The 20832-nt window shown below is 48.4% G+C and carries 19 protein-coding genes; 3 read left to right on the top strand and 16 right to left on the bottom strand.

Annotated features, from left to right (window positions below):
- Window positions 1-144: 144 nt before the first annotated feature.
- Both purU and AC50YG_RS15715 read right to left on the bottom strand, forming a co-directional pair.
- Complete coding sequence (purU, locus tag AC50YG_RS15720) at window positions 145-1035, bottom strand: formyltetrahydrofolate deformylase (protein WP_341279058.1); 891 nt, start codon at window positions 1033-1035, stop codon at window positions 145-147.
- A 65-nt stretch (window positions 1036-1100) separates the two neighbouring features.
- A complete protein-coding gene (locus AC50YG_RS15715; RefSeq protein WP_473760845.1) occupies window positions 1101-2219 on the bottom strand; it encodes a deoxyribonuclease IV in 1119 nt (372 codons plus the stop codon).
- A gap of 102 nt (window positions 2220-2321) precedes the next feature.
- Between AC50YG_RS15715 and AC50YG_RS15710 the strand changes: the two genes are divergently transcribed.
- The 3 genes from AC50YG_RS15710 to AC50YG_RS15700 all read left to right on the top strand — a co-directional run bounded on the left by AC50YG_RS15710 (window position 2322) and on the right by AC50YG_RS15700 (window position 4339).
- The gene (locus AC50YG_RS15710; protein WP_056041344.1) at window positions 2322-2759 is read left to right on the top strand and encodes a DUF2621 family protein; all 438 of its coding nucleotides are present in this window, start codon (window positions 2322-2324) and stop codon (window positions 2757-2759) included.
- Window positions 2760-2923: 164 nt separating this feature from the next.
- On the top strand, window positions 2924-3415 hold the full coding sequence (locus AC50YG_RS15705) for a LytA/YqiH family protein (protein ID WP_473760847.1): 492 nt from the start codon (window positions 2924-2926) through the stop codon (window positions 3413-3415).
- Window positions 3416-3433: 18 nt separating this feature from the next.
- Window positions 3434-4339 (top strand): TIGR01777 family oxidoreductase, encoded by a 906-nt coding sequence (locus AC50YG_RS15700; RefSeq protein ID WP_473760849.1) that lies wholly within the window; start codon window positions 3434-3436, stop codon window positions 4337-4339.
- Between the two features lie 14 nt (window positions 4340-4353).
- Here AC50YG_RS15700 and AC50YG_RS15695 read toward each other — a convergent pair whose 3' ends face one another.
- The 14 genes from AC50YG_RS15695 to AC50YG_RS15630 all read right to left on the bottom strand — a co-directional run bounded on the left by AC50YG_RS15695 (window position 4354) and on the right by AC50YG_RS15630 (window position 20825).
- Entirely contained in the window at window positions 4354-5967 is a 1614-nt protein-coding gene (locus tag AC50YG_RS15695) for a DUF6382 and FHA domain-containing protein (RefSeq protein ID WP_494827973.1), read from the bottom strand.
- A 74-nt stretch (window positions 5968-6041) separates the two neighbouring features.
- Window positions 6042-6554, bottom strand: coding sequence for an A24 family peptidase (locus AC50YG_RS15690; RefSeq protein ID WP_494827972.1), 513 nt, complete (start codon window positions 6552-6554; stop codon window positions 6042-6044).
- Between the two features lie 46 nt (window positions 6555-6600).
- The gene (locus AC50YG_RS15685; RefSeq protein WP_494827971.1) at window positions 6601-7551 is read right to left on the bottom strand and encodes a TadE/TadG family type IV pilus assembly protein; all 951 of its coding nucleotides are present in this window, start codon (window positions 7549-7551) and stop codon (window positions 6601-6603) included.
- Window positions 7517-9793: a TadE/TadG family type IV pilus assembly protein gene (locus AC50YG_RS15680; protein ID WP_494827970.1), complete on the bottom strand. Its 2277-nt coding sequence runs from the start codon at window positions 9791-9793 to the stop codon at window positions 7517-7519. Before AC50YG_RS15680 ends, AC50YG_RS15685 begins: the two co-directional genes overlap by 35 nt.
- A 14-nt stretch (window positions 9794-9807) precedes the next feature.
- Window positions 9808-10539: a pilus assembly protein gene (locus AC50YG_RS15675; protein WP_494827969.1), complete on the bottom strand. Its 732-nt coding sequence runs from the start codon at window positions 10537-10539 to the stop codon at window positions 9808-9810.
- On the bottom strand, window positions 10511-10696 hold the full coding sequence (locus AC50YG_RS15670) for a Flp1 family type IVb pilin (RefSeq protein WP_341279067.1): 186 nt from the start codon (window positions 10694-10696) through the stop codon (window positions 10511-10513). The genes AC50YG_RS15675 and AC50YG_RS15670 overlap by 29 nt, the downstream gene beginning before the upstream one ends.
- Before the next feature lie 41 nt (window positions 10697-10737).
- Window positions 10738-11604, bottom strand: a complete 867-nt coding sequence (locus AC50YG_RS15665) for a type II secretion system F family protein (protein ID WP_494827968.1) — start codon at window positions 11602-11604, stop codon at window positions 10738-10740.
- 12 nt (window positions 11605-11616) lie between these two features.
- Window positions 11617-12561, bottom strand: a complete 945-nt coding sequence (locus tag AC50YG_RS15660) for a type II secretion system F family protein (protein WP_494827967.1) — start codon at window positions 12559-12561, stop codon at window positions 11617-11619.
- Window positions 12509-13795: a TadA family conjugal transfer-associated ATPase gene (locus tag AC50YG_RS15655; RefSeq protein ID WP_494827966.1), complete on the bottom strand. Its 1287-nt coding sequence runs from the start codon at window positions 13793-13795 to the stop codon at window positions 12509-12511. The genes AC50YG_RS15660 and AC50YG_RS15655 overlap by 53 nt, the downstream gene beginning before the upstream one ends.
- Window positions 13782-14954 (bottom strand): P-loop NTPase family protein, encoded by a 1173-nt coding sequence (locus tag AC50YG_RS15650; protein ID WP_494827965.1) that lies wholly within the window; start codon window positions 14952-14954, stop codon window positions 13782-13784. The genes AC50YG_RS15655 and AC50YG_RS15650 overlap by 14 nt, the downstream gene beginning before the upstream one ends.
- A gap of 403 nt (window positions 14955-15357) precedes the next feature.
- Window positions 15358-17028: a hypothetical protein gene (locus AC50YG_RS15645; RefSeq protein WP_473760875.1), complete on the bottom strand. Its 1671-nt coding sequence runs from the start codon at window positions 17026-17028 to the stop codon at window positions 15358-15360.
- A gap of 305 nt (window positions 17029-17333) precedes the next feature.
- Window positions 17334-19160: an ABC transporter ATP-binding protein gene (locus AC50YG_RS15640; RefSeq protein WP_494827964.1), complete on the bottom strand. Its 1827-nt coding sequence runs from the start codon at window positions 19158-19160 to the stop codon at window positions 17334-17336.
- Window positions 19157-20356: a nucleotidyltransferase domain-containing protein gene (locus tag AC50YG_RS15635; RefSeq protein WP_494827963.1), complete on the bottom strand. Its 1200-nt coding sequence runs from the start codon at window positions 20354-20356 to the stop codon at window positions 19157-19159. Before AC50YG_RS15635 ends, AC50YG_RS15640 begins: the two co-directional genes overlap by 4 nt.
- A complete protein-coding gene (locus tag AC50YG_RS15630) occupies window positions 20349-20825 on the bottom strand; it encodes a lasso peptide biosynthesis B2 protein (RefSeq protein WP_494828190.1) in 477 nt (158 codons plus the stop codon). The genes AC50YG_RS15635 and AC50YG_RS15630 overlap by 8 nt, the downstream gene beginning before the upstream one ends.
- Window positions 20826-20832: the final 7 nt, after the last annotated feature.

Genomic DNA, 20832 nt, shown 5'->3' with positions numbered 1-20832 from the left:
TTGCGATGAAATATAAGGCGGAAAGCCTGCATTTTTCAACATGCTTATAGGTCGTGCGCAAATGAACACAATGGCTTTGAACATTGTAACACCCGCCAGAGCAGTTTGCCTATTAAAAAATATTGATAAATAACCGCGAAAAACCTAATTAAATACGACCGTCTTGTTATGATGAACGATAATCCGGTCCTCAATATGCCATTTAACTGCACGGGCAAGAACGACACGCTCAATCGTGCGGCCAATCCGCTTCAAGTCGTCCACATTATCCCTGTGGCTGACCCGCTGCACGTCCTGCTCGATAATTGGACCGCCGTCCAGCTCCTCTGTTACATAATGCGCTGTAGCGCCGATGATTTTCACGCCGCGCTGGTAAGCCTGCGCATACGGCTTGCCGCCAACGAAAGCAGGCAAAAAGGAATGGTGGATATTAATGATGCGATTCGGGAATTGCTCGATAAATTTCGGCGAAATAATTTGCATGTAACGGGCAAGCACGATAATGTCTGCTTTATCCGCAACAACCTCCATCTGCTTGCGCTCCGCTTCCGCTTTCGTATCCGCAGTGACCGGAATGTGGTGATAAGGAATACCGAAGCCTTCCACCATTTCGCGCATATCCGGATGATTGCTGACGACCATGGCAATATCGGCATCAAGATCGCCGGCTTTCCACTGCCACAGCAGTTCCATCAGGCAATGATCTTCTTTGGAAACGAAAATCGCCAGACGCTTCTTGCGGCTTGCACGGAACGTATGCCATTTCATATCGAAACGGTCGGCAACGCGGGCAAAATCCTCCACTAATACAGGCAGTTCCTTGTCGAGGTCAGTCAAATCGAACTCAAAGCGGATAAAAAACATTCCGCCCTCCGGGTTCATTGTGTACTGGTCGGACTGCACAATATTTGCCCCATGCTCATATAGAAAATGGGAAACGGCCGCCACGATTCCAGAACGGTCCGGGCAGGAAATAAGCATGCGAGCCCGTCCGCTCTTGGCGGACGGCTGCTGCGATATAGATGGTGATGACATGTATTTCAAACTTCCTTCCTTCAATTATTATCTTCATTCTATTCATCATTTATAAATCTTTATATTTAGAGCACAGCTTTGCCTGCAAACCATGCTGTAATCCGTTGATTAATTTGCTCTTCCGTCAGTGCCGCCGGCAATACGCCGCCTTCAATAACGAGGTCATAAATCCGCTCCATTGGCTCGCGAGGATCAGCCTTTCTCGCTTTGGCATCCGCCTTAAGCAGCTCCCATGTCGACAGTACAAATGCACGGTCAATGCCTTGCGGTGCAAAAAACTGCTGGAGCTTCGCAACATCCTCCAGGAAGCTGTCGCCAAACCGCTGCTGAACTTCGCCGCGAAGCAAGGCGATTTCTACTTCGTACATCGGACGCTCGGTTTTGGCATCCTTGCCGATCCATGGCGTCTCCAAAACAAATGGACGACCTTTAAGTCCCTCATGATGGACAATGGCTTGGATAGCATCATAACCCAAATATCCCGAGCCTATCGGCGTATGGCGGTCCTTTGCCGCTCCACGCGGATTTTTGCTGTCATTCACGTGGACTACTGCAACTCGGTTAAGTCCTACGAGCTTGTCAAACTTGTCCAGCACGCCGTCCAAATCATCAACAAGATCGTAGCCTGCATCATGCATATGGCAAGTATCCATACAAATCGTCAGGCGGTTGTTGCTTTGAACCTTATCAATAATTGCTGCCAGCTCTTCAAAGCTGCGGCCGATTTCCGTGCCTTTGCCAGCCATCGTCTCAAGCGCAATATTGACATTTGTTTCCTTCGTGCCTTCCAGCACTGCATTCAGCCCTTCGGCAATACGGCCGATGCCATATTCAGCATCCTTGTCAGTGTAAGCGCCTGGGTGCAGCACAATGTTCTGCACACCAATAGCAGCGGTACGGCGGATTTCCTCCTGCAAAAATTCAACAGCCAGGTTATAGGTGCTGTCCTTGTAGGAGCCGAGATTGACAATGTACGGAGCATGAACAACGATCTCATCAATACCTGCTGTTTGCATTAAAGCTTTGCCTTCTTCAATATATAGCGTGTCAATCGGCTTTCTTCGCGTATTCTGCGGTGCGCCGGTATAAATCATGAATGTGCTGGAGCCATAAGAAATAGCCTCCGTTGCTGCTGTCTGCAGCCCTTTGTCCGAAAATGAAACATGGGAACCGATTTTCAACATCGTTATATAACGCCCCTTTCGGTTTATCACACCTATTTTACAAGGAATGTCGAAATAAATCTAGGAATACGCTATAATTCATCCATGAGGTGAAAATTGGATATGAAATCAGCTCCTGATTGGTTTATGTATTTCATCATTTTCTGGGCAATCGTCATGGTCGTATTCATGGCAATCGGCGGTTTCTTTATGTTCCGCAAGTTTTTGAAGGTGCTCCCTCAGCGGGATGGCAAGTCCAAGCTCGATTGGCAAAATTATTGGGTGGACAGAAGCCGCAGCATGTGGACCCAGGAATCGAAGCTTTTTCTCGATGAGCTGGTTGCGCCTGTCCCATCTGCATTCCGAGATATAGCGAAGCACTCCATAGCTGCCAAGATCGGTCAAGTAGCTATTGAATATGAAGCCAAAGAGGTCACACGAGCACACTGTGTAGAAGGATACATACGGGCTACACCCAAAAGAGACTACAAAGTACTCGTTACCTTTCTCGAGAAGCAAGGCATTGATTACAGCCCTTTCAAGCATCTGCTCAACAAATAGCGTTTCTTAGTTTTACCATTTACGATTAGCCTGGCGCTGGCTGTTTAATGAGTCTTCCGTCCGTGTAAGAACATGTACGAGCACGGCGATGGCTCGCTCTGATCTCTTTTTTTTGGAACCTATTGCGATCAGATTTCGTTTATACTGCCAGGAGGTGCTTCACAATGACAAAAAATAATAAAACCAAAAAAAGCAGCTTGATGGTGACGAGCTCCCTATTAGTAGCAATTATGCTCGCAACCGCCGCTTGCTCAAGCAATAGCAATAATGCTCCCGCTGCATCCAGCAGCCCGGTTGCCACAGACGAGCAGCCAGCTACCGTATCGCCAACGCCAGAGGAAAGCCCTGCGCCATCACCGAGTGATGGCGGAAGCGTAACAGAGCCTGGCGAAGCGTCGCCAGAAAGCAGCCCAGGTACAGACACGCCGACTGCTAACCCGGATCTAAAAAATGGTGAAGGTGTATTCAATGGCATTATCGACACCCACTCCATTGAAGTAGACACGCCAAGCGGCACCATTGTTTTGCAAATAGATGATAAGCTGCTTGATGTCATTAATACACTGCCAGAGAAAAGTAAGATTAAATACCAGTATGTTGAAAAGGATTTAGACGGCTTCACGCAAATGTGGGCGGAGAAAATCGAGAAACAATAATGGAAAGCTGGTGGATGCATGCGGATCGCGGTAGCAGGAGGTACTGGTTTTGTCGGACAAGCATTGGTCAAGGCTCTTCTGGAGCGGCGTGATGAAGTATGGATTATTTCGCGCTCTGGACGGAGCCAAAACTCGCCTGTAGGAAAAGGCCTCCATTATATAACATGGAGCGAGCTTGCCGAGCATCCTCAAAAGCTGGAGGGAATTGACGCCATCATTAACCTGGCTGGCGAATCCATCAATCAAAGATGGAGCAACGAGGCCAAGCAGCGAATTCTTAACTCCAGGCTGACTGCAACCGCACGCATCGCCCAAATCGTCCAAGCTCTAAAAGGCAAACCAAAGGTTGTCGTTAATGCTTCAGGCATTTCAGCCTACGGGCTGTCAACTACCGAAACCTTTGATGAGTACAGCCCGACTGCCGTAACAGACTTTTTGTCAGAGGTGGTCAAGCAATGGGAAAAAGCTGCTGACGCGATTAAGGTAGAACGTCTGATCAAGCTAAGAGTAGGCGTCGTCTTGAACAAAACAGGCGGCGCTTTCCCATTAATGGCGCTTCCCTATAAGCTATTTGGCGGTGGACGGATGGGCAGCGGACAGCAATGGATATCTTGGATTCATCTGGAGGACATTGTCCGCCTCATCATATTTTGCGTGGATCAGCCAAATGTGAATGGTCCTGTTAACGCTTCTGCTCCAGAGCCTGTTACGAATGACAGCTTTGGGAGAGCGATCGGCAAAGCAATGCATCGGCCACACTGGTTCCCAGTTCCCGCTTTTGTGATGAAAGCTGCGGTCGGCGAGCTTGCAACGCTGCTGCTCGATGGACAGCGGGCGCTTCCGCGTGTCGCCTTGGACAATGGATTTACTTTCCTATATCCGACTGTCGAGAGCGCAATGGAGCATATGTACAAAAAGTCCTAAGCCTGCTCCTTCCATCAGTTGCCTTGCTTCAATTCATATTTAGGACCATTTACTCCAGCTAGCTGGACAATATCTCCTACTGAAAATGGATAGGCTTTGTAAGCAATCATCGTTTGTCCGTTCAGCATGCTCCCATTTCGGGAGCCAAGATCTTTGATGAAGCAGCCTTTGTCGTCTCTATAACATTCGAGGTGCAGCCGAGATATTCCCTGCGCTTCGTCACCATAGCTGACCTGTTCGCCTATACGGCCAATTGTAAATCGGCCTTTCTCCCAATCGAGCCTCTGCCCTTGCCCTTCCCACTCCCTCTGGAGTGAGAGTCCGCTATTGGCAGCAGGCTTTTTGTTATGCTGTCCTAGCAGCACGGTCGCTTCCTCTCTTCTAGTTGATGCAGATTGCGAGGAAACTGTCTTTTTAAACGCGGGTACAGCTCCCTCCCTATCAACAGCCGATTTAGGGAGATGAACCAGCTCTTCCCATCTTTGATTTATTCCTTTATGTCGTGAGTGGCTAAACGATTCTACTATATTCTCTTCCTTCATCCTCTCATCTTCTACTAATTCCGATTCAGCAATAACGCTTTTTTTGAGCCATATGGCTAGCAGTCCGGCCACACCGCCAAGCGATAAACCCAGACATATAAACAGCTTGCTGCTAGAAGGAGACGTCAAATAAATATAGCGCCATATACAAGCCACTATTACAATGATTAAAGCGCTTAATAGCCACTTTCCTTTTCGAGCTGGCGCAGGCTCCTCCTCACTAAAACTATATGGAGGCAGAGGCTCGGCTTCTATCTCCCAATTGCCTGCGGCAAAAAAACGCTCATTTGGCGAATCATCCATAGTCGTTTCGCTTTTTTTGATCGCATCGCTATCGTGGCCAAACTCTCCAGCTTCTGCGTGATGCTTAGAACTGCTATCATCGGAAGGCTTGTCTGGCCTCATAATGCCAGCAACATTAGTATTGCTAGCAATACTAGTACTGCCAGCATAATCTGGCCCGCTTGTGCTGGACGCGGACGCAGGACGGCGATACGAACCCTCATACATTTTACTGATGCGCTCCAGCAATTGCGAACGGATCATGCTAACCGTAGCATCTTCTCTGCTTAAAAAACGCAATATATGCTGAAACTCCTCGCCATTTATTTCTTCTATATAAGAGGACCAGCGTACTGCCAGAGCTAGCAGGGAGTTCGTACAGCTTGGAGCAGCCTGGCCTGAATTACTCGGTTTTAAAGGCATATAAACGAGAAAAATATCGCTTAGCTGCTCGCCGACAAATATATGTGACTCTTCCAGCAGGCAGCCTTCAGGGCGAAGCATATAATGGCGACACTCATCCAGCGCTTCTATAATACCAAGCAGCACGGCATAAAACTTCTCCATTGTCAGTGATTGAATCTGCAAGCGATGAAGCAGCAATTTTTTGCCGCTTATTCGATATCTGAACGTAATGAGCCCATCAAGCTCAAACCATTCCACTGGCAGCATATGTGGAATCGAGCCGCCTTGCAGCATTTGCAGCTCTACATCGTCGAGCTCCTGTCTGCGTATGCCTCCCTCACGATCCATAATTAGCTCATGACCACGATTCATCGCATAATCTACAATAAAGTTCCCCATCGGTTCTCCCCCTTTACTTGCAGCTCGATTCTTTATGAACAGCTCAACTAAGTAAAGCTAACACGCTGTTAGTGTTATGTAAGCATAAGCCACGCAGTTAATGCCCCGGGTACTACTGCAAGCATAAATGGAAAGGTAGTCCCTCCCGCTGCCCAGCCTCCAAGCTCCTTGCGTCTGGGCTCTGCGCCTCTGTGCAACAGCAGCAGCAAGCCGCTAAAAACCCTTCTGCTAAAAGGCCTATTAAACAGGACAAGCAGTACGCCAATTAAGCCTGCATATAAAATGGCATACATCATCATTTGCAGCACCGTACTTGTGCCAACCCATACACCAAGGGCAGCGAACAGCTTAACATCCCCTGCGCCAATTCCTCTCGCCATATGCAATATAAACAGCGGTACAAAGCCTGCGGCAGCACCAATTAACCCTATCCATAATCCACTCCAGCCGCCAACGATAGTCTGATATAAGCAGCCTGCTGCAAAAAAAGATACGGTCAAACGATTTGGGATAAGCATGGAACGCAAATCTGTCAGTAACGCAGCGATGAGCAGCACGGCTGCCGCTGCAAACGGTATGGTGAGCATTACACTCTGCCCCTTTCTCCTTGTATGCTTGTAGGCTCGCACATTTCTAATTTGATTTTTTCTCAACCTGAAAATGCATGGATGCTTGCTGATTGCCCACTCCAGCTGTCAGCTCCCACATGCCTGGTGTCGTATTACCAGATACAAGCCATGTCCACTGTACAAATCCGTCGCTGCCCGCTGTCGCCTCGCCAAGATGCTTGGCCTGGCTTTGCCCACTTTTGTACATTACTTTTAATGAAGCAGTTGCTCCCGGTTTTGTTAGTACAATAGCCGTAGCTTTGTGACCCGGTCTGAGCGGCACAGGTGATATCGATATAATTTGCAGTGGAATATGGTCGGGATCATTTTGCGCTGCTGAATCTTGCGCCGCTACAGCGTCGCTTATCCATACCCGCTCTGAAGCCTGCTCCCTTAAAACCAGCTTTTGCCTCATGAAAGGCAGCTGCATTGGAAATTCATATTCCGCTTCGATAATCAGATAAGGCTGCTGCTTATTTTTCAAATCCGGCAGTGCCAGCCTTGAAAGCCTGATTCTATCTTTCTCCAGTACAGCCTCGTCTGCATGTTGACGGAGCAGCGGTTCTATCGCTCCTCGTCCGAGTTCCGTTGCTGCCATATCTATAAACGGTGTCCAATCGCCGCTAAATGCAGAGGAAGCTAGTGTTCCTGCTGGATCAGGCAGCCACTTGGCGGCATCAGCTGCCGCAGCGCTCCAATCAGCGAGCGGCAGCTGTGCAGCACTAAATTCCGAGATAGATGCAGAAAATTTCTGATAGGTTAACTCTACAGGATATATATGAGCGGCAATTTGCCTGGCGGAATGCGAGGCTGCTGCTTGAAGCGCCATTTGAAGTGCGCACACACGTATAAAAATAATGAATACCATCAGCACAAGCAGGAGCATCGGCATAACTAACGCTGCTTCCATAACGATGCTGCCGCGCTCCCCCTTACGGCGATCAGTATGACCAGCCAATCGTCTGCGTCGTTTCATAACGGCCGTTCGTCACCCTTCCCTGCAATAATCCATAGCTTCCTAGCAGCTGCATGACACCAGGCAAAAACCACAGCTGTGCAGTTGTCCGCACCTCTCCTGTTACAGCTGTGGAAACACCAGACAGAGTAACCCCGCTATTTTGCTCAATAACCGCGATCATTCTAGACACAACTGCTTCTTTGTTAGCCCCGCCATGCAGAAGCATAAAAAGCCGCAAATAATCGATATACGAAATTTCTACATTGGCATATTTAGATAACGGGGCCGATCCCCGATTGGCAAATGCGAGCATGTCTTCCAGCGTCTTCTCCAAGCCATAAATAAGCGAGCAAGATAAAATCAAGAGGGGATGGCCAGCAGGTCGGCAAGTAGACAACCCTTCCATAGTGCGAATTGCCATGCGTACGCTAAACAGCTCGCCATAAGCTGCAGCCACATTGCCTATGCGATTATGAAAACCATAAATCACATATTCGGCTTCTTGATTATGAAAGGTCAGCGCCTGCGTGAGCTCAGCGGTATCCCCATTTTCAAGCATCATCTTCAATTGCTGCGGGGCAAAAAACGAATATCGCTGCAATACATACTCGCCAAAATATACAGTATCTCTAGCCTGCTCCAGCATATCGGCTACCCCGCCGAACAAGCCATTTGAAAGCTCCGCAGAAGCTTCGGCCTGAGCATGGGCATCATCGCCAAACGTTTTTGTTTCAACATTTGAGCCTTGCGCAGCGGCTGCATTAAATTGTAAATTTCCATTGTAGCGCTCTTCCAGCTGATTAAATATTGCCTGCTGTTCTTCTGAACCAGCAACGCTTTGAAAACCCTCCAGCATGTTGCCTGCCTTTTTCCATAACGAGCCTAGCTGCTTTTCTTGCTCTTTGCGCTGCTTTTCGAGTCCTTCATCTGCTAGCTCCTGCTGACGCTTGGCAATAATAGTACCTGGCTGAACATACAGACCTGCATATTGTCCAGACTGCATAGTCATTTTCGCTAATCCAGTATGGAGTATGGTTGTGTAGCGATCTACTAGATCAAGCAGCACCGTAAATGCTGAGGTGAATCCACTTGCTTCGTTATGAAAAGCGGTATATGACTGAGCCTGATCATCCAGTTCAGCTCCATATTCAGTGAACCAAGCGTCAGATAAAATTAGCTGGTCCGCTGTCTTTTGTATATCCTGCAGTTCAGAGACCGCTCCGGACGGCAAAGAATGCAAATCCGAGCCTACGACTTGTTTGCCAGATACGCGGTCATATCCGCTATAGGCGGGAGACTGTTTCGCCTTGCTTTCAACCCGCCGCATTTCCTCATTCAACAGCCTTGCTTGCTCCAGCTCGTCCTTCGCCGTGCTTTGCAGCTCTATATGTTCACGCATCACCTTAGCGCTCAGTTTCTTGAGCTCATTAATCAGCGTAATTGCTTCTGATTTATATTCCGCTCTTTCCTGCGTATATTTTGGTGCTTTGCCTGCGGCTATTAATTGCTCGTCAACGATGACCCAGCTGGCATATTCCTCATAACGCCGACTAAGCGATGCTGCTGTCCCATCTCCTGCACTTGAGATATCCAGCCCCCCATACGGCAGCAGCGCCTTCAAGCCGCTTGTTCCCATTGCATCAGCAGCCTGCTTTTGCAAGGCTAATATACGAGTGAGGCTTGCTTGACGTTTGTCATACAGCTTGCGCAGCTGCTCCAGCAGGTCAACTGTCACAGCCGACTCCTTCATCGCCTCCGACATGGGAGCAAACTTTGAAGCCAGCTCCAGTGTAAAATCAATCGGTGCTTTATATTTCATCTCTTCCAGCACCTGTCTTTCAAACACCTTATGGCTGCCCAATACCGCTGCCTGATCCGTATGTGAATGGACTACATTGGCATTAATTGGCCGAGAAAAAGCAGCGGATGATGCACTACGCTCCACATTCGCTTTTACAACCTCGCTATAAATCGTATCTGCACTTGTCCCGCCTCGCCCAAATAATCCGTATTGCTCATAAAGCTGACTATCGAAGGCAGATAATACGGATCGTATACCTGCTCTAGCTGCATCCTCGGTTATTTTATGGAGAGCTGCTATTCTGGCGTAATCAATAAGGATGGACATGAACAGCAAAAGCGACGATAGCACCATAGCGGAAAATATAGTAACTGCACCTTCACGCCGCCACAGCCATTTGCGTAAGCAGCTTTTTCTGGCTAAATGCTGACTCAGCCTTTCAGATCGGCCTGCTTTCATTTTCCACCTCCATTTCATGATCCTTTGGCGTTATTCTTACTGTCTTGTTTGCTATAGGTGGATAGCACCTGACTAGCCTGTTCCTTCCCGCCGCCCTGAGGGCTGCCAGCAAATTTAGCCGTATAATATCTAACCAAATCAACGCCGCGAATAAAATCGACAGGATCGGTAACCGGGCTGGAAGCAACCGTCTTAGGCTCCCGAATGCCTAAGATACGCTCAAGCGGCTGAAGCGACACAGGCTGTAAAAGCTTTGTCTCAATATGGCGCTGAAGGACCGTACGATGGTAACCAATGCTCCCCTCAAAAGAAAGCCCTCGCTCAGCATCCATCCACCCTGCAGCCGCTGCCATTTTTTGTTCAGGCAAGCTATCCCCAGCAGCCCCTTGCAAAGGCAAAACTAACTGCAGATCCGCTGATTCGGCGCCGAAGCCGAACAAAGAGCTGAGCATCCGATCCTCATTCATTCGCCAGTATAGGCTATCGTATTCACCTTCCGGCAATAGGCCTGTCCGCGGATTACGGAAGCTGTTATCCCAACCGAAGGCCGTACGCTCCGTCGTAACGGAAGCCGAATAATAAAGCACTGTCTTCTGGTACATGTACATCCCAAGCAGGAGAAACAACAAAATAACAGTGAGCAGCAGCGGGAAAACGAGCGTTGATTCCAGCGTAAAGCTGCCCTGCTCCCCGTGCAGCCACTTGCGAACCAGCGACCTAAGAGAAAATTTTGTCTGCTTGGTCATCGGCCTTGCCCATTAAACGCTCAATGAGTTCTATAATCCAATCCTTGAACAGCAATGCAATAATGATAACGACGGCAATGATTAAAATAATTTCCAGCGTACCTAAGCCGCTCTCCGATTTCCAAAATCTTTTCCATGCTTTTTTTACTGTTGTCATCGTTCCAGCTTCCTCTCTATTTTCAATTGCCCCGTTAAGGCTTAAGACATTAACAGCATGGCAGGAGCAGCGATAAAAACCATCAACACGAGCAAAATGCCAACCAGCGGGAAAACAAGCTTCGAGGATGCCTCCTCGCCGCGCGCCCGCGCAACAGCCTTGCGCTTCTCCCACAACGTATAAGACAGCTCCCGCAGCGCCAGCACAAAATGCTCCCCGCCTCGGCGATAATTCAGCAGCAGCACTGTCGTAAAGATCGAAACCTCCTGCACCGCGCAGCTGCGATTGAATTTCTCCGCTGCTGTACTAAACGACTCGCCATTGTGCAGCGAATATACGACTTTGTTCCATTCTTTATACAGCGGATGCTGCGTAATATCCTTGCCTTCAAGGCAGCGCCCCAGCGCCTGCAAGACGGTTTCGCCCGCTCCGACCAGAAGCATTAGCTTGCTGATCATTTCCGGCAGCTCCAAAATCATTTCCTGCTTCCGCTTCTTAATCAGCTTCCCTGCTTCCAGCAGCTGGCGAACAGGCAGCAGCAAGCCAAGCAGTGCCCCCATTGCCAGCAGCAGCGGTTCGCCTGCTGCACAAGCCAGTAAGGCGCAGCCAAGCAGTGCGCCATATCCGTAACCAGCAGCACCGCCAAGCTGCTCTTTCGTCTGCTGCAGCTGCCACCGGATTCCCCGTAAAATAACGAGCTTAGCGTGATAGCTGCTAAGTGAAAGTGCCATGTACTCATACAAGCGGCTTCTTTCCAATAGATCGCTGAACGGCTCAATGAAAAGCAAATGCTTCAAAGCATCCTGCTTGCGTTGTTTTTGGCGGGATACAGCCAAGATTATTCGAAGACGCTTTCCACCGATAATGAACAGCCATGACGCCATGAGCACAATCGGAATTGCTATCATTTGCGCTCGCTCCTATACACGAATGCTCATTATTTTATGGATAAACCAAAAGCATACTAACAATGCCCCAAGGCCAATCGATAGCAGCAAATAGCCCATTCCTCCATATAGAGGAGCCATGTAATCCGGAGCCATTAGATTCAAAAAGCCAAGAAATATAAAGGGAATCGCCATCATAATGCGTGCCTCAAAGCGTTTTTGTGCCAGCAGCACCATAATATCCTGCTGGATTTCCAGCTTTTCGCCAATCGTCTGCGCCGTACGCTTCATCACCTCTACCAAATCGCCTCCGGTGCGCTTGCAGGCAGCAAACACATCAACGAATTGTTCGATATCCTCTACATGAGCGCGGGCTGCTAGGCTTCGCAGCGCATGCTCCAGCGGCTCCGCATGCTCAAGACGGTGCTTAACGATTTGAAACTCCAGCAGCAGCTCCGTTCTTGGGTCAGGATAAAGCAGCTTTAAATCATCCAACGTCGCAATAAAGGCATTTTCCACCGATCTTCCTGCCGCAAGACAGGATGTCAGCGAATAAAGCGCCTCCTTGAATTGCAGCTTCAACCGCTCCTTGCGACGCGAAATTAATGAAGCCTTGTAATAACGTGGTGCGCATAATCCCAATCCGGCTGCGATAAGACAAACCAGAAGGGAATGGTACACCGTATACAGAGCAGTAAAAACAGCTGCATAACCGATAATCGCTGCCACTCCGAACTCGCGATAAGACAGCACATACCTATCATAATTCGTTAAATATCCGGTCTTGGCTGGCTGCCAGCTGGCATTACTCCCGTTCCCGTCTTCACCTTCACTTCTGCGACCTTCGTGCTCAAGCCCGCACCAGAAAAGTACTCTAGTGAGCAGCGATTGCCCGTCTATCCCTCTATCCTTGGCTTTCTTAGCTTTATCCACTTTCTCGGCTTTCTCCGCTTTCATGGCATTCCCCAATATCTTCAAAACGCTCCTCCTCCAGTGTTAGACCTGCCATTTGCAGCTTGTCCCGGTGAAGAAGTGAATGAACGGTACGCTTTAAAGCTCCTAATACCTTGCCGTTCTTCTCCCCCTTCTCTTCAAAACGGAACAAGGGGCGAAGCTCGATTTCCCCACCATCTATGCCGGTAATTTCAGCTATTTCCGTTACACGGCGCGTACGGTCGCGAAACCGCGATAGATGAATGACAATGTCCAATGCGGAGACGATTTGCTGCCGAATGACCTGAACGGGCAAATCAGCTGCCCCAAGTGCCATCGTCTCGAGCCTTGCCATCATGTCGCGCGCACCGTTGCTATGACCAGTGGACATGCTGCCTGAATGCCCGGTATTCATAGCTTGCAGCATATCCAGCGTTTCCGCTCCCCTTACCTCGCCGACGATGATTCGATTAGGACGCATCCGCAGCGATGCGCGAATAAGATCGCGAACCGTAATTTCACCTTTGCCCTCGGTGTTGGCATTGCGCGTCTCCAGCGATACTAGATTGGCAACGCTGCGAATTTGCAGTTCAGCAGAATCTTCAATGGTTACAACTCTCTCATCAGCAGGAATAAACTGGGACAACGCATTCAGAAAAGTTGTCTTGCCCGTCCCTGTCCCTCCGCTAATGAAAATATTGTATTGTGCTGCGGTCAGCTGCTGCAGAAAGCCTGCTGCCTCTGCGGTTAAAGCTCCCGCCGCAACGAGCAGCTCCATCGTCATCGGGCGCTCAGGAAATTTACGAATCGTCATCGCTGGTCCGCGCAAGGCTACAGGTGGCAGTACAACGTGGACGCGAGAGCCATCCTTAAGACGGGCATCAACAATAGGCGAAGACTCGTTCACGACACGATTGACACCTGCAACGACAGCTTGGATCAAGTCTTCCAGCCGCTCCTTGCTTTCAAAGGCAGCTGGCAGCTGTGTCATCGTTCCGCTTCGTTCAATAAAAATTTCGCCGTGATGATTGATCATAATTTCAGTAACTGCCTGATCATCCATCAGCGGCTGTAAAATATCCAAACCCCGAAAGGAATGAAACAGCCTCCGCACCAACTGGACCTTCTCTGCCGCCGTAAGCGGACTTCCACTATTGCAATAGTCAAATACCGACTGCTCCACGTTTCGCGTCAGCTCTTCATCCGTTACAGCGCCGCTGAAATCAAGCTGCGACCTAATCTGGTTTCTTAATGCAAGCACCAGCTCATCGGTTAGCAATCCGAATACCTCCCTCGCTTACCAATTGCTGAAACAACCGCTCTACGGCTGCTTTATACAATGGCGATGCAGCAACTACAACCGGTGATGGACTCCCTTCAGCAGCTTCAGGCAGCGCTGCGGCAATCGAACGGCTTCCATTTCGCAGCTTAATCGTAAACATATCTGGAGGCCTCCCCTCTGCTTCATCACCTCCGGCTGGCGTATTACGGCGATTAACAACAAGTCGGATGCGGCGGCTAAGTGACTGAAAATCTTCTTTCCACCTGCGTTCGGCACAGCCAAACGCCAGCTCTGCCTTCCGCTGAATGGATGGGTCATCGGTAACTAGCCACAAAACCAAGCTGCTTTTCCTCAAAATCGACAGCTCGAGCTCGCCCATCCCATCCTGCAAATCGATTAAAATGAGATCATATTGCCTTGTAGCTCGGAGCAGTTCCACCATCGCCGCTGCATCCGCTGGCAATAGGCTGTAACGATCCTCCTCATTGTCGCAGGGCAAAATAAAATCGGCCTTCAGCGCCGGGTGGCGCTTGCGATGCTGCGAAAGCCATGCTCCTGCCTTATCTGGCTCAGCCTTCAGGTGATAAAGCAGCTGTGACATGCCTTCTCCCTCGGGCAGCACGCGCTGATCTCCCGCTCCCAGCCACACCTCAAGGGCGCTCCAGTGCTCCAGCGTCAAATAAAAGACGCGGCAGCCATGCTTGGCAGCTGTATTCGCCAGCTTGAGCGCAAGTGCTGTCTTGCCAACTCCGCCAGAGGCCGAGCCGATAGCAATAACTGACGCTCCGCCCTCACTGTCTGCATGAACTGCGCTCGACCGGACTGCCCCATGCAGAGCCGCCAAGCTCTGCAATAATTCCGGGAGCGGCTGATATTGCAGCAGCTCCGCATCATACTGAGCATATTGCCCCTTGGCAGCTACGAATGCCGCCACTGGCACACCAGCGGGCAGGTGTGGAGCTGCAGCAGCCAGCATAGCAGGCTGGGCCGCGATTAAATCAACGGCATAGCCACCCTTGAGAAACTGGATGAGAGAGGCCGGGTTCGTAAAAGCTGTGAGCTGCCACTGCTCACCGAAGGAACTATCCCTCACGTATTCTGCAAGTCTTCTTGCATACTCCAGCTCACTTACTGCAACAGCTAATTGATAACGCACCATTCACCCTCCTTTCGAAGCAAAGCTGCAACCAACAATCTGAGTTCAGACAACGCAAAAAAGCACCGTAAAGGCGCAGTTTACCTGCGGTCCTTTACGGTGCTTCCGTAGTCATCCAATTTAAGATTGAGAAAAATTTATCACGACGATATGTATCCTGTCAACTGCTTTTTTTCTTTTGCGAGTTCATTTCTAGTTTTAGACTTAAAATAGGATAAGATTTAATTATATTTATTTTTCATAAAATAGAAATATGCCGCTTGTTCCTATTCCCCTTAGCCCTCCTCCATTCACTGATCTAATTGTAAAAACAATTGCACCGTAAAAGGCCATATTTAAATATGACCTTTTACGGTTTTTTGTCAGTAGATACAAGCAAAATTAGTATTTATCAAACCTACAATTACCCGATATATTCAATTAAACATAGGGCAGACGGATTCGACTGTTTAACACCATTACTTGATGAAATGATAATATTGCATTTGTCATCGGTATCACATACGAAAAAAAGCTCGGCCGTAACATTAAAACCATATTTATGACGAGCTACATCTGCTACTGCTAATATAGTTGGATTGGCTTCCGCGGTTTTAAGCGTGAATGTTGCAGGGGTATCTTCCGTTACAGCGTTGGCAGGGGAATAGAGCCTTACTTGCGTAATAATCGAATTAATAGGTAATATAATTTCTGAATTTTGATTGCCCAAATAAGGAAATCTCCCGTTCGGTCCCTTTACAGATATAATCTTCTTTTGCACAATTCCAACATTTGCCCTCTCGTATCCGAGCGTACATTCCCATATATTTTTAGGGCTGTCATTTAAACCACGACAATTTCTAAATTTAATTTGGGGCTGCCCTCCAAGATTCCCAAGCGAATTTGTACTTACATACGAAATAAAATCCTTCGGTCTAGTATGCTTGGCAATCTGGCAATTCTCATAAATGATATTATGAGGGAATGCCCATGAATTACCCGTGTAATAATATTGATGTTGCCCCATAAGCGTACAGCCATCAAATTTAATAATGGGCATTTTCACATTCGTTGATTTAAATAAGGCGGTAACCCACTGATGGCTCCCATTATTGTATTGCTGAGAATCACAATCGCAGCTTATGAATGAAACAGCACCATCCGCCCATTCACATTCAATTAGCTTCGCTAAACCATATTTTGTCTCAAATCTAGCCCCTATACATAAAAATCTTTGTACACCGCTTACATGTGAAGCTCCAAGCAATTTAAAAAAAGTAGTGTTGCCACCATTACTATCCGTATTTATGAAGCTTCCGCCCCAAATATTGATATTTCCACCTTTTTCGAAATGCAGAAAGTCCCCTCTAGAAGCCTCATATTGACAAGCAAAAAAATTATAATTTAGGAATTGGTCATTTGCTGTTGTACTTTCCGAAAATATCGTTTTATTCCATTTCCCATAAAAACCACAGTGAAACCACGTGAATTCACTATTTGTATTTAACCCTTCTAGCTTCCAACCATAATTAAAATTAATAAAATCACATTTATCAAACGTATAGTTTTGAGCTCCGCCTTTCGAATACGAATACATAAAATTGGTTTGTTTTTCGTAATCACCGACAAATGTAATTCCTTCAAAATGAATGTGCAGCCATTTGTCATTATTGTAAAACAAATAACCGTTCGTACCTGAATTTGGTTTAAATAAAATCCTTGTAATTCCTCTTCCAGAGCCTCGGAAAGCTAAGCCACGAGCCCTCTTTGTATTGGAATTCCCTAAAATTTTCGGATTACTGCTTGAAACGACATAGGTACCAGCAGGCAAATCAATGACCGTATTTCCTTGTGGATTCGTTATTTCACTTACATTATTAGTAATTCGCGATTGAATAAAGGCTTCAAGATCAATAAATGCCTGAGTCGAATTGGTCATTCCGGTTTTATCAGCACTAAACCATTCAATATTGGAACCACGACTTTCAAACTCCTTATCAATTTTCTGAAAATTATTTTTTATTTCATTAATTTTCAAGCTTTCATCTCCAGCATTAACACTCATTTTGAGATTATCTGTCTCATTAGATGCCACATACCTCTCCTCCTATTGATTATAAATTTTCACTGCTTCTCATTATCTAAATAACGTATTATTTGAAAATTCATTTCATTAAGCTGCTTACAGATGATTAAGATTTTCAATCAATGGAGGATAAAAGCTTTGATACAAGTAAAATATTCTGCTTGGCTCCATTGTGTGTGTAAGCTTTTGCAATGATAATAGATTCCTGCTTTAGTACATAAATAATCTCTATAAACTAAAAAAAAGCAAGAGAGCACAGGCAATTCTGCTGCACTCTCTTGCTTTTTCCACTTTCCCGTTGCTTATACCGGTACTTATCCCGGCCCGCCCGCCTGATACTCCAGCAGCTTGCTGAACGTCCCCTTGGACTCGCGATACAGCTGATTATAGCCGCCTTGCTGGATGATTCTGCCCTCTTCCAAAACGATAACCTGATCGGCGTCACGAATCGTTGACAGTCGGTGGGCAATGACAATAATCGTTAGTTTGCCCTTCAGCTGCTCAAGTGCCTGCTGAATTTTCAGCTCATTTTCGCTGTCGAGTGAGCTGGTCGCCTCATCCAGTACAAGGATCGACGGCTTCCTGAGCATCGCTCGCGCCAATACAATGCGCTGCCGTTCACCGCCAGACAGCCTTACCCCGCGATCGCCCACGATCGTATCCAGTCCCTGCGGCAGCGCGCGAACGAAGGCATCAGACGCTGAAAAAGCGAGCGCCTCCCACAATTGCTCCTCCGTCGCTCCCGGCAATACGAGCTTTAAATTTTCACGAATGCTGGCATTAAAAAGAAATGGGTCCTGTGAGACATAACTCACCGCGCTGCGGTAAGCAAAGCGATTGCTATCGTCCAGCGGGGCACCATCGAGCAGCACCGCTCCGTGCTGGGGTACGATTAGCCCGATTAACGTATCGATCAGCGTACTTTTTCCCGCCCCGGACTTGCCGACAATTGCCGTCATGCTGTTCGCCGGAATGCGCAAATTAATATGCTTCAGCGCATACGTCTCATCTTTCTCCCGGTAGCGATAATACACATCTTGGCAGACCAGCTCATGCACAAGCTTCAGCGCAGCAGGCTCTTCCTGCTCTGCCCGCTTTGTTCGCTCAGCAGGCTTATTCAGCTGCATTTCCTCAGCAACGCCACATTCCTTCATCAAGTCATTCAAGCTCTTGAATGCCGGGAGCGTCAGCACGATTTGCTCCATAGAGGTTTGAATGAGCGTCAGCTTCGGCCACAGCCTTGTAAAAATCAGCACAATTAATGTGAGCTGCGCTACCCCAACCTGCAGAACCTGCACCGATAAAAATACGCAGCCCGCAATCATCAACGCTGAGATACTTTTAAATAGGAGCTGACTATTGGATTGCAGCTTCACAAACTGCACATTATTGTGCTCCATTTGCTGCGTCAGCTTGCTGAACCAGGACAGATGGCTTTCCTCCAGCCGATTGCTTTTGATCTCCTTAATGCCATTGAAATGATCGGTTATGCCCGCTACATAGCTCTGCGACAGCTCTGTCAGCCGGGTGCCAAGCGACCTTGCTCCTCGCGTGTATTTACGTGAGAACAAGCTGAGTAGGCCACCGCAAATTAAAATAAGCAGCGTCAGTTGATAGGACAGATAGAAGGCTAGACCGATTTGTACAAGCGTAAATATTCCCGTCGTAACTAAACGAAGTGAGAGCTGCACACCCTGATTAACCCGAGATAGCTCGGAAGACAGAATATGATTGAAGTCCGACTTGCGCTTGCCGAGAAAAAAAGCCCAGTTCGATTGCAGCAGCGCCTGATAAATATCCATCCGCAATTTCGTTACAAAGCTTTGAAGCAGGGCAAAGCCCTGATTCGTCTGTTGTCTTTGCAGCAGGCCCTGCCCAACATTAATGCCGATGAAGAGAGCCAGTACAGCTGCAAGCAGCAGCTCCTGCGGAAGCTCGCCAAGCCAGACGCTGACCTGCGGTACGACCGGCAAGCTTGCGCTTTGCACATCAAATAAACCGATGATGCCCAGCAGCGGTATTAAGACGAGTAGCCCTACGCCCTCAAGCGAGCTGACAATCATAATACCCAGCATGTTCAGGTACAGCTTCTTTCCTGCAAACTGATGCAGCTTTTTCATATATAGCAAAATCGGTTTCATATACTCACCCTTTTGCGAGGCTGCTTGAGCCTTCGATAAAAATACAGAAACGGCCGCAGCGGAAAATATAGAAAATGCAGGCCCTTAGGCAAAGGTAAAATCTGCGCATCCCAGGCGCTTGGATAAAGCTTGCCGATGAAATGGGTCAGCTTCTCCCTGCTTGTCAGCAGCATAAAGGAATAACGCTTATAAAGCAGCGCCATCTTCTTCTCCTCTGGAATCGGGCTAATCGTAACCGTCTCCTGAATAAATGGAAAAATGCAGCGAACAAGCCTATGCACGAGGGGGCTGTCGGTCAACGGCAGCAGTTTCTCGGGAAGCTTCACAACACCGAATAGCTCCCGCGCCAAAACAAGCGCCTGCCCTATGGCCGCCGCTCCTCCGTTTCTACGTGTTTCCTCTATCAGCGATTCGCCGCCGTCCTCGCAGGCAGAAGCAAGCTGGGCAATATCATGCAGCCAGCGCAGCCGGAACCAGCCATGTCTTGCGCCATGGCTGGCGAGATAATGAAACAGATGCTCCGGCCCTAAATAAGGGATCGGACTTCCCGTCTGCTCATAGATTCTGCGCTGCGCCCATAATTGCTCGAAGGACACTTCCTTCACCGCATCAGGGCTGAGTCGCCAGTGCAGCTCAATTTGCGTCTGATTGATCGTATGCTCGAAGCAGCTATGATGCGTTTTCCACTTTAAATCATTAAACAAACGCGGCGCTGGGTCCCGATCGTAATAACCAAGCTCTTCAAGCACCGCCTCGGCCCGGTCAACATCCTCTATTGGCACTAAAATATCCAGGTCCTTGCTCGTGCGCTGGGAAATATCGCCGTAAAGCTCATGTGCAATAACGGGCCCTTTCAATTGCAAGGAGCGTATGCCGCGCTCTGCCAAAGCCGCTACAATCCGCTGCATCTCGGCGCTGAGCCTCAGCATCATCAATGTATTGGCGTAATAATCCTGCTGGAGCGTCAGCAGCACCGACTTCGGCAGCACCGGCTTCACAAGCTGCTTCAGCTTCAAATAGAGGCTTGGATATACACGGTGATGGCGTGCCAATTCGATAAGCTTCTCCCCGTTCAGCCTGCTGCCGGCCCAGCGGCGGCCAATGACTGCCGGATCGGCATTTGGCCGCAGGCACTCGAGAATAAATTGCAATTCAAGCGGAAGGTTAGCCACTTCCCATTCATACGTTTTATCCATAGCGATGCTCCTTCTTCCGCTTAATCTGATTACCGAACAAGCCAACGACGGTGAAACGACCCATTTCTTCGACACCTGTTATGTAGTAGGGACCGCTGCGAAGCCAGGCATGGGCAATCAGTTTGCCTGATTCGTCCTTGGCTGTGCCCAAATAGAGCGTGCTCGCTATTTTTCTGCGTTTCAGCAGCTTCATCGCAGCGATTCCCTTAACGAGACATTCGCTTTCCCACCAAGTATAGCGGCTCATCTGCCGTATCGCTTTCGCCACCTCACCGAGCATCTGCTCATGCTCCGCTACCCGCTCATAGGGCGTCTCCTTCATCGGAACACCTAGAGTAGGGGCAACTTTAGCGAAAGGAATCAGTTTGAGAAGACGCGCCCAGGCGAGCATCATATAGGCTTCGAACAGAAGAAGCTTGCTGCGAAGCGGCAGCAAGGTGAAATGGCTCCATTTTTTAAGCAAGACAATTGAACCG

The organism is Paenibacillus sp. J31R34 (assembly GCF_059383715.1).
The sequence above is the reverse complement of the archived record's forward strand: the minus strand, read 5'-3'. Positions and strand labels throughout refer to the sequence as shown.

What these genes read in the sequence shown, in the direction of transcription:
- purU (WP_341279058.1), bottom strand. Translation starts at nt 1,035, where the DNA reads ATGTCATCACCATCTATATCGCAGCAGCCGTCCGCCAAGAGCGGACGG.
- AC50YG_RS15680 (WP_494827970.1), bottom strand. Translation starts at nt 9,793, where the DNA reads ATGAAAGCAGGCCGATCTGAAAGGCTGAGTCAGCATTTAGCCAGAAAA.
- AC50YG_RS15665 (WP_494827968.1), bottom strand. Translation starts at nt 11,604, where the DNA reads ATGATAGCAATTCCGATTGTGCTCATGGCGTCATGGCTGTTCATTATC.
- AC50YG_RS15690 (WP_494827972.1), bottom strand. Translation starts at nt 6,554, where the DNA reads ATGCTCACCATACCGTTTGCAGCGGCAGCCGTGCTGCTCATCGCTGCG.
- AC50YG_RS15695 (WP_494827973.1), bottom strand. Translation starts at nt 5,967, where the DNA reads ATGGGGAACTTTATTGTAGATTATGCGATGAATCGTGGTCATGAGCTA.
- AC50YG_RS15670 (WP_341279067.1), bottom strand. Translation starts at nt 10,696, where the DNA reads ATGACAACAGTAAAAAAAGCATGGAAAAGATTTTGGAAATCGGAGAGC.
- AC50YG_RS15685 (WP_494827971.1), bottom strand. Translation starts at nt 7,551, where the DNA reads ATGAAACGACGCAGACGATTGGCTGGTCATACTGATCGCCGTAAGGGG.
- AC50YG_RS15640 (WP_494827964.1), bottom strand. Translation starts at nt 19,160, where the DNA reads ATGAAACCGATTTTGCTATATATGAAAAAGCTGCATCAGTTTGCAGGA.
- AC50YG_RS15700 (WP_473760849.1), top strand. Translation starts at nt 3,434, where the DNA reads ATGCGGATCGCGGTAGCAGGAGGTACTGGTTTTGTCGGACAAGCATTG.
- AC50YG_RS15715 (WP_473760845.1), bottom strand. Translation starts at nt 2,219, where the DNA reads ATGTTGAAAATCGGTTCCCATGTTTCATTTTCGGACAAAGGGCTGCAG.
- AC50YG_RS15635 (WP_494827963.1), bottom strand. Translation starts at nt 20,356, where the DNA reads ATGGATAAAACGTATGAATGGGAAGTGGCTAACCTTCCGCTTGAATTG.
- AC50YG_RS15710 (WP_056041344.1), top strand. Translation starts at nt 2,322, where the DNA reads ATGAAATCAGCTCCTGATTGGTTTATGTATTTCATCATTTTCTGGGCA.
- AC50YG_RS15705 (WP_473760847.1), top strand. Translation starts at nt 2,924, where the DNA reads ATGACAAAAAATAATAAAACCAAAAAAAGCAGCTTGATGGTGACGAGC.
- AC50YG_RS15675 (WP_494827969.1), bottom strand. Translation starts at nt 10,539, where the DNA reads ATGACCAAGCAGACAAAATTTTCTCTTAGGTCGCTGGTTCGCAAGTGG.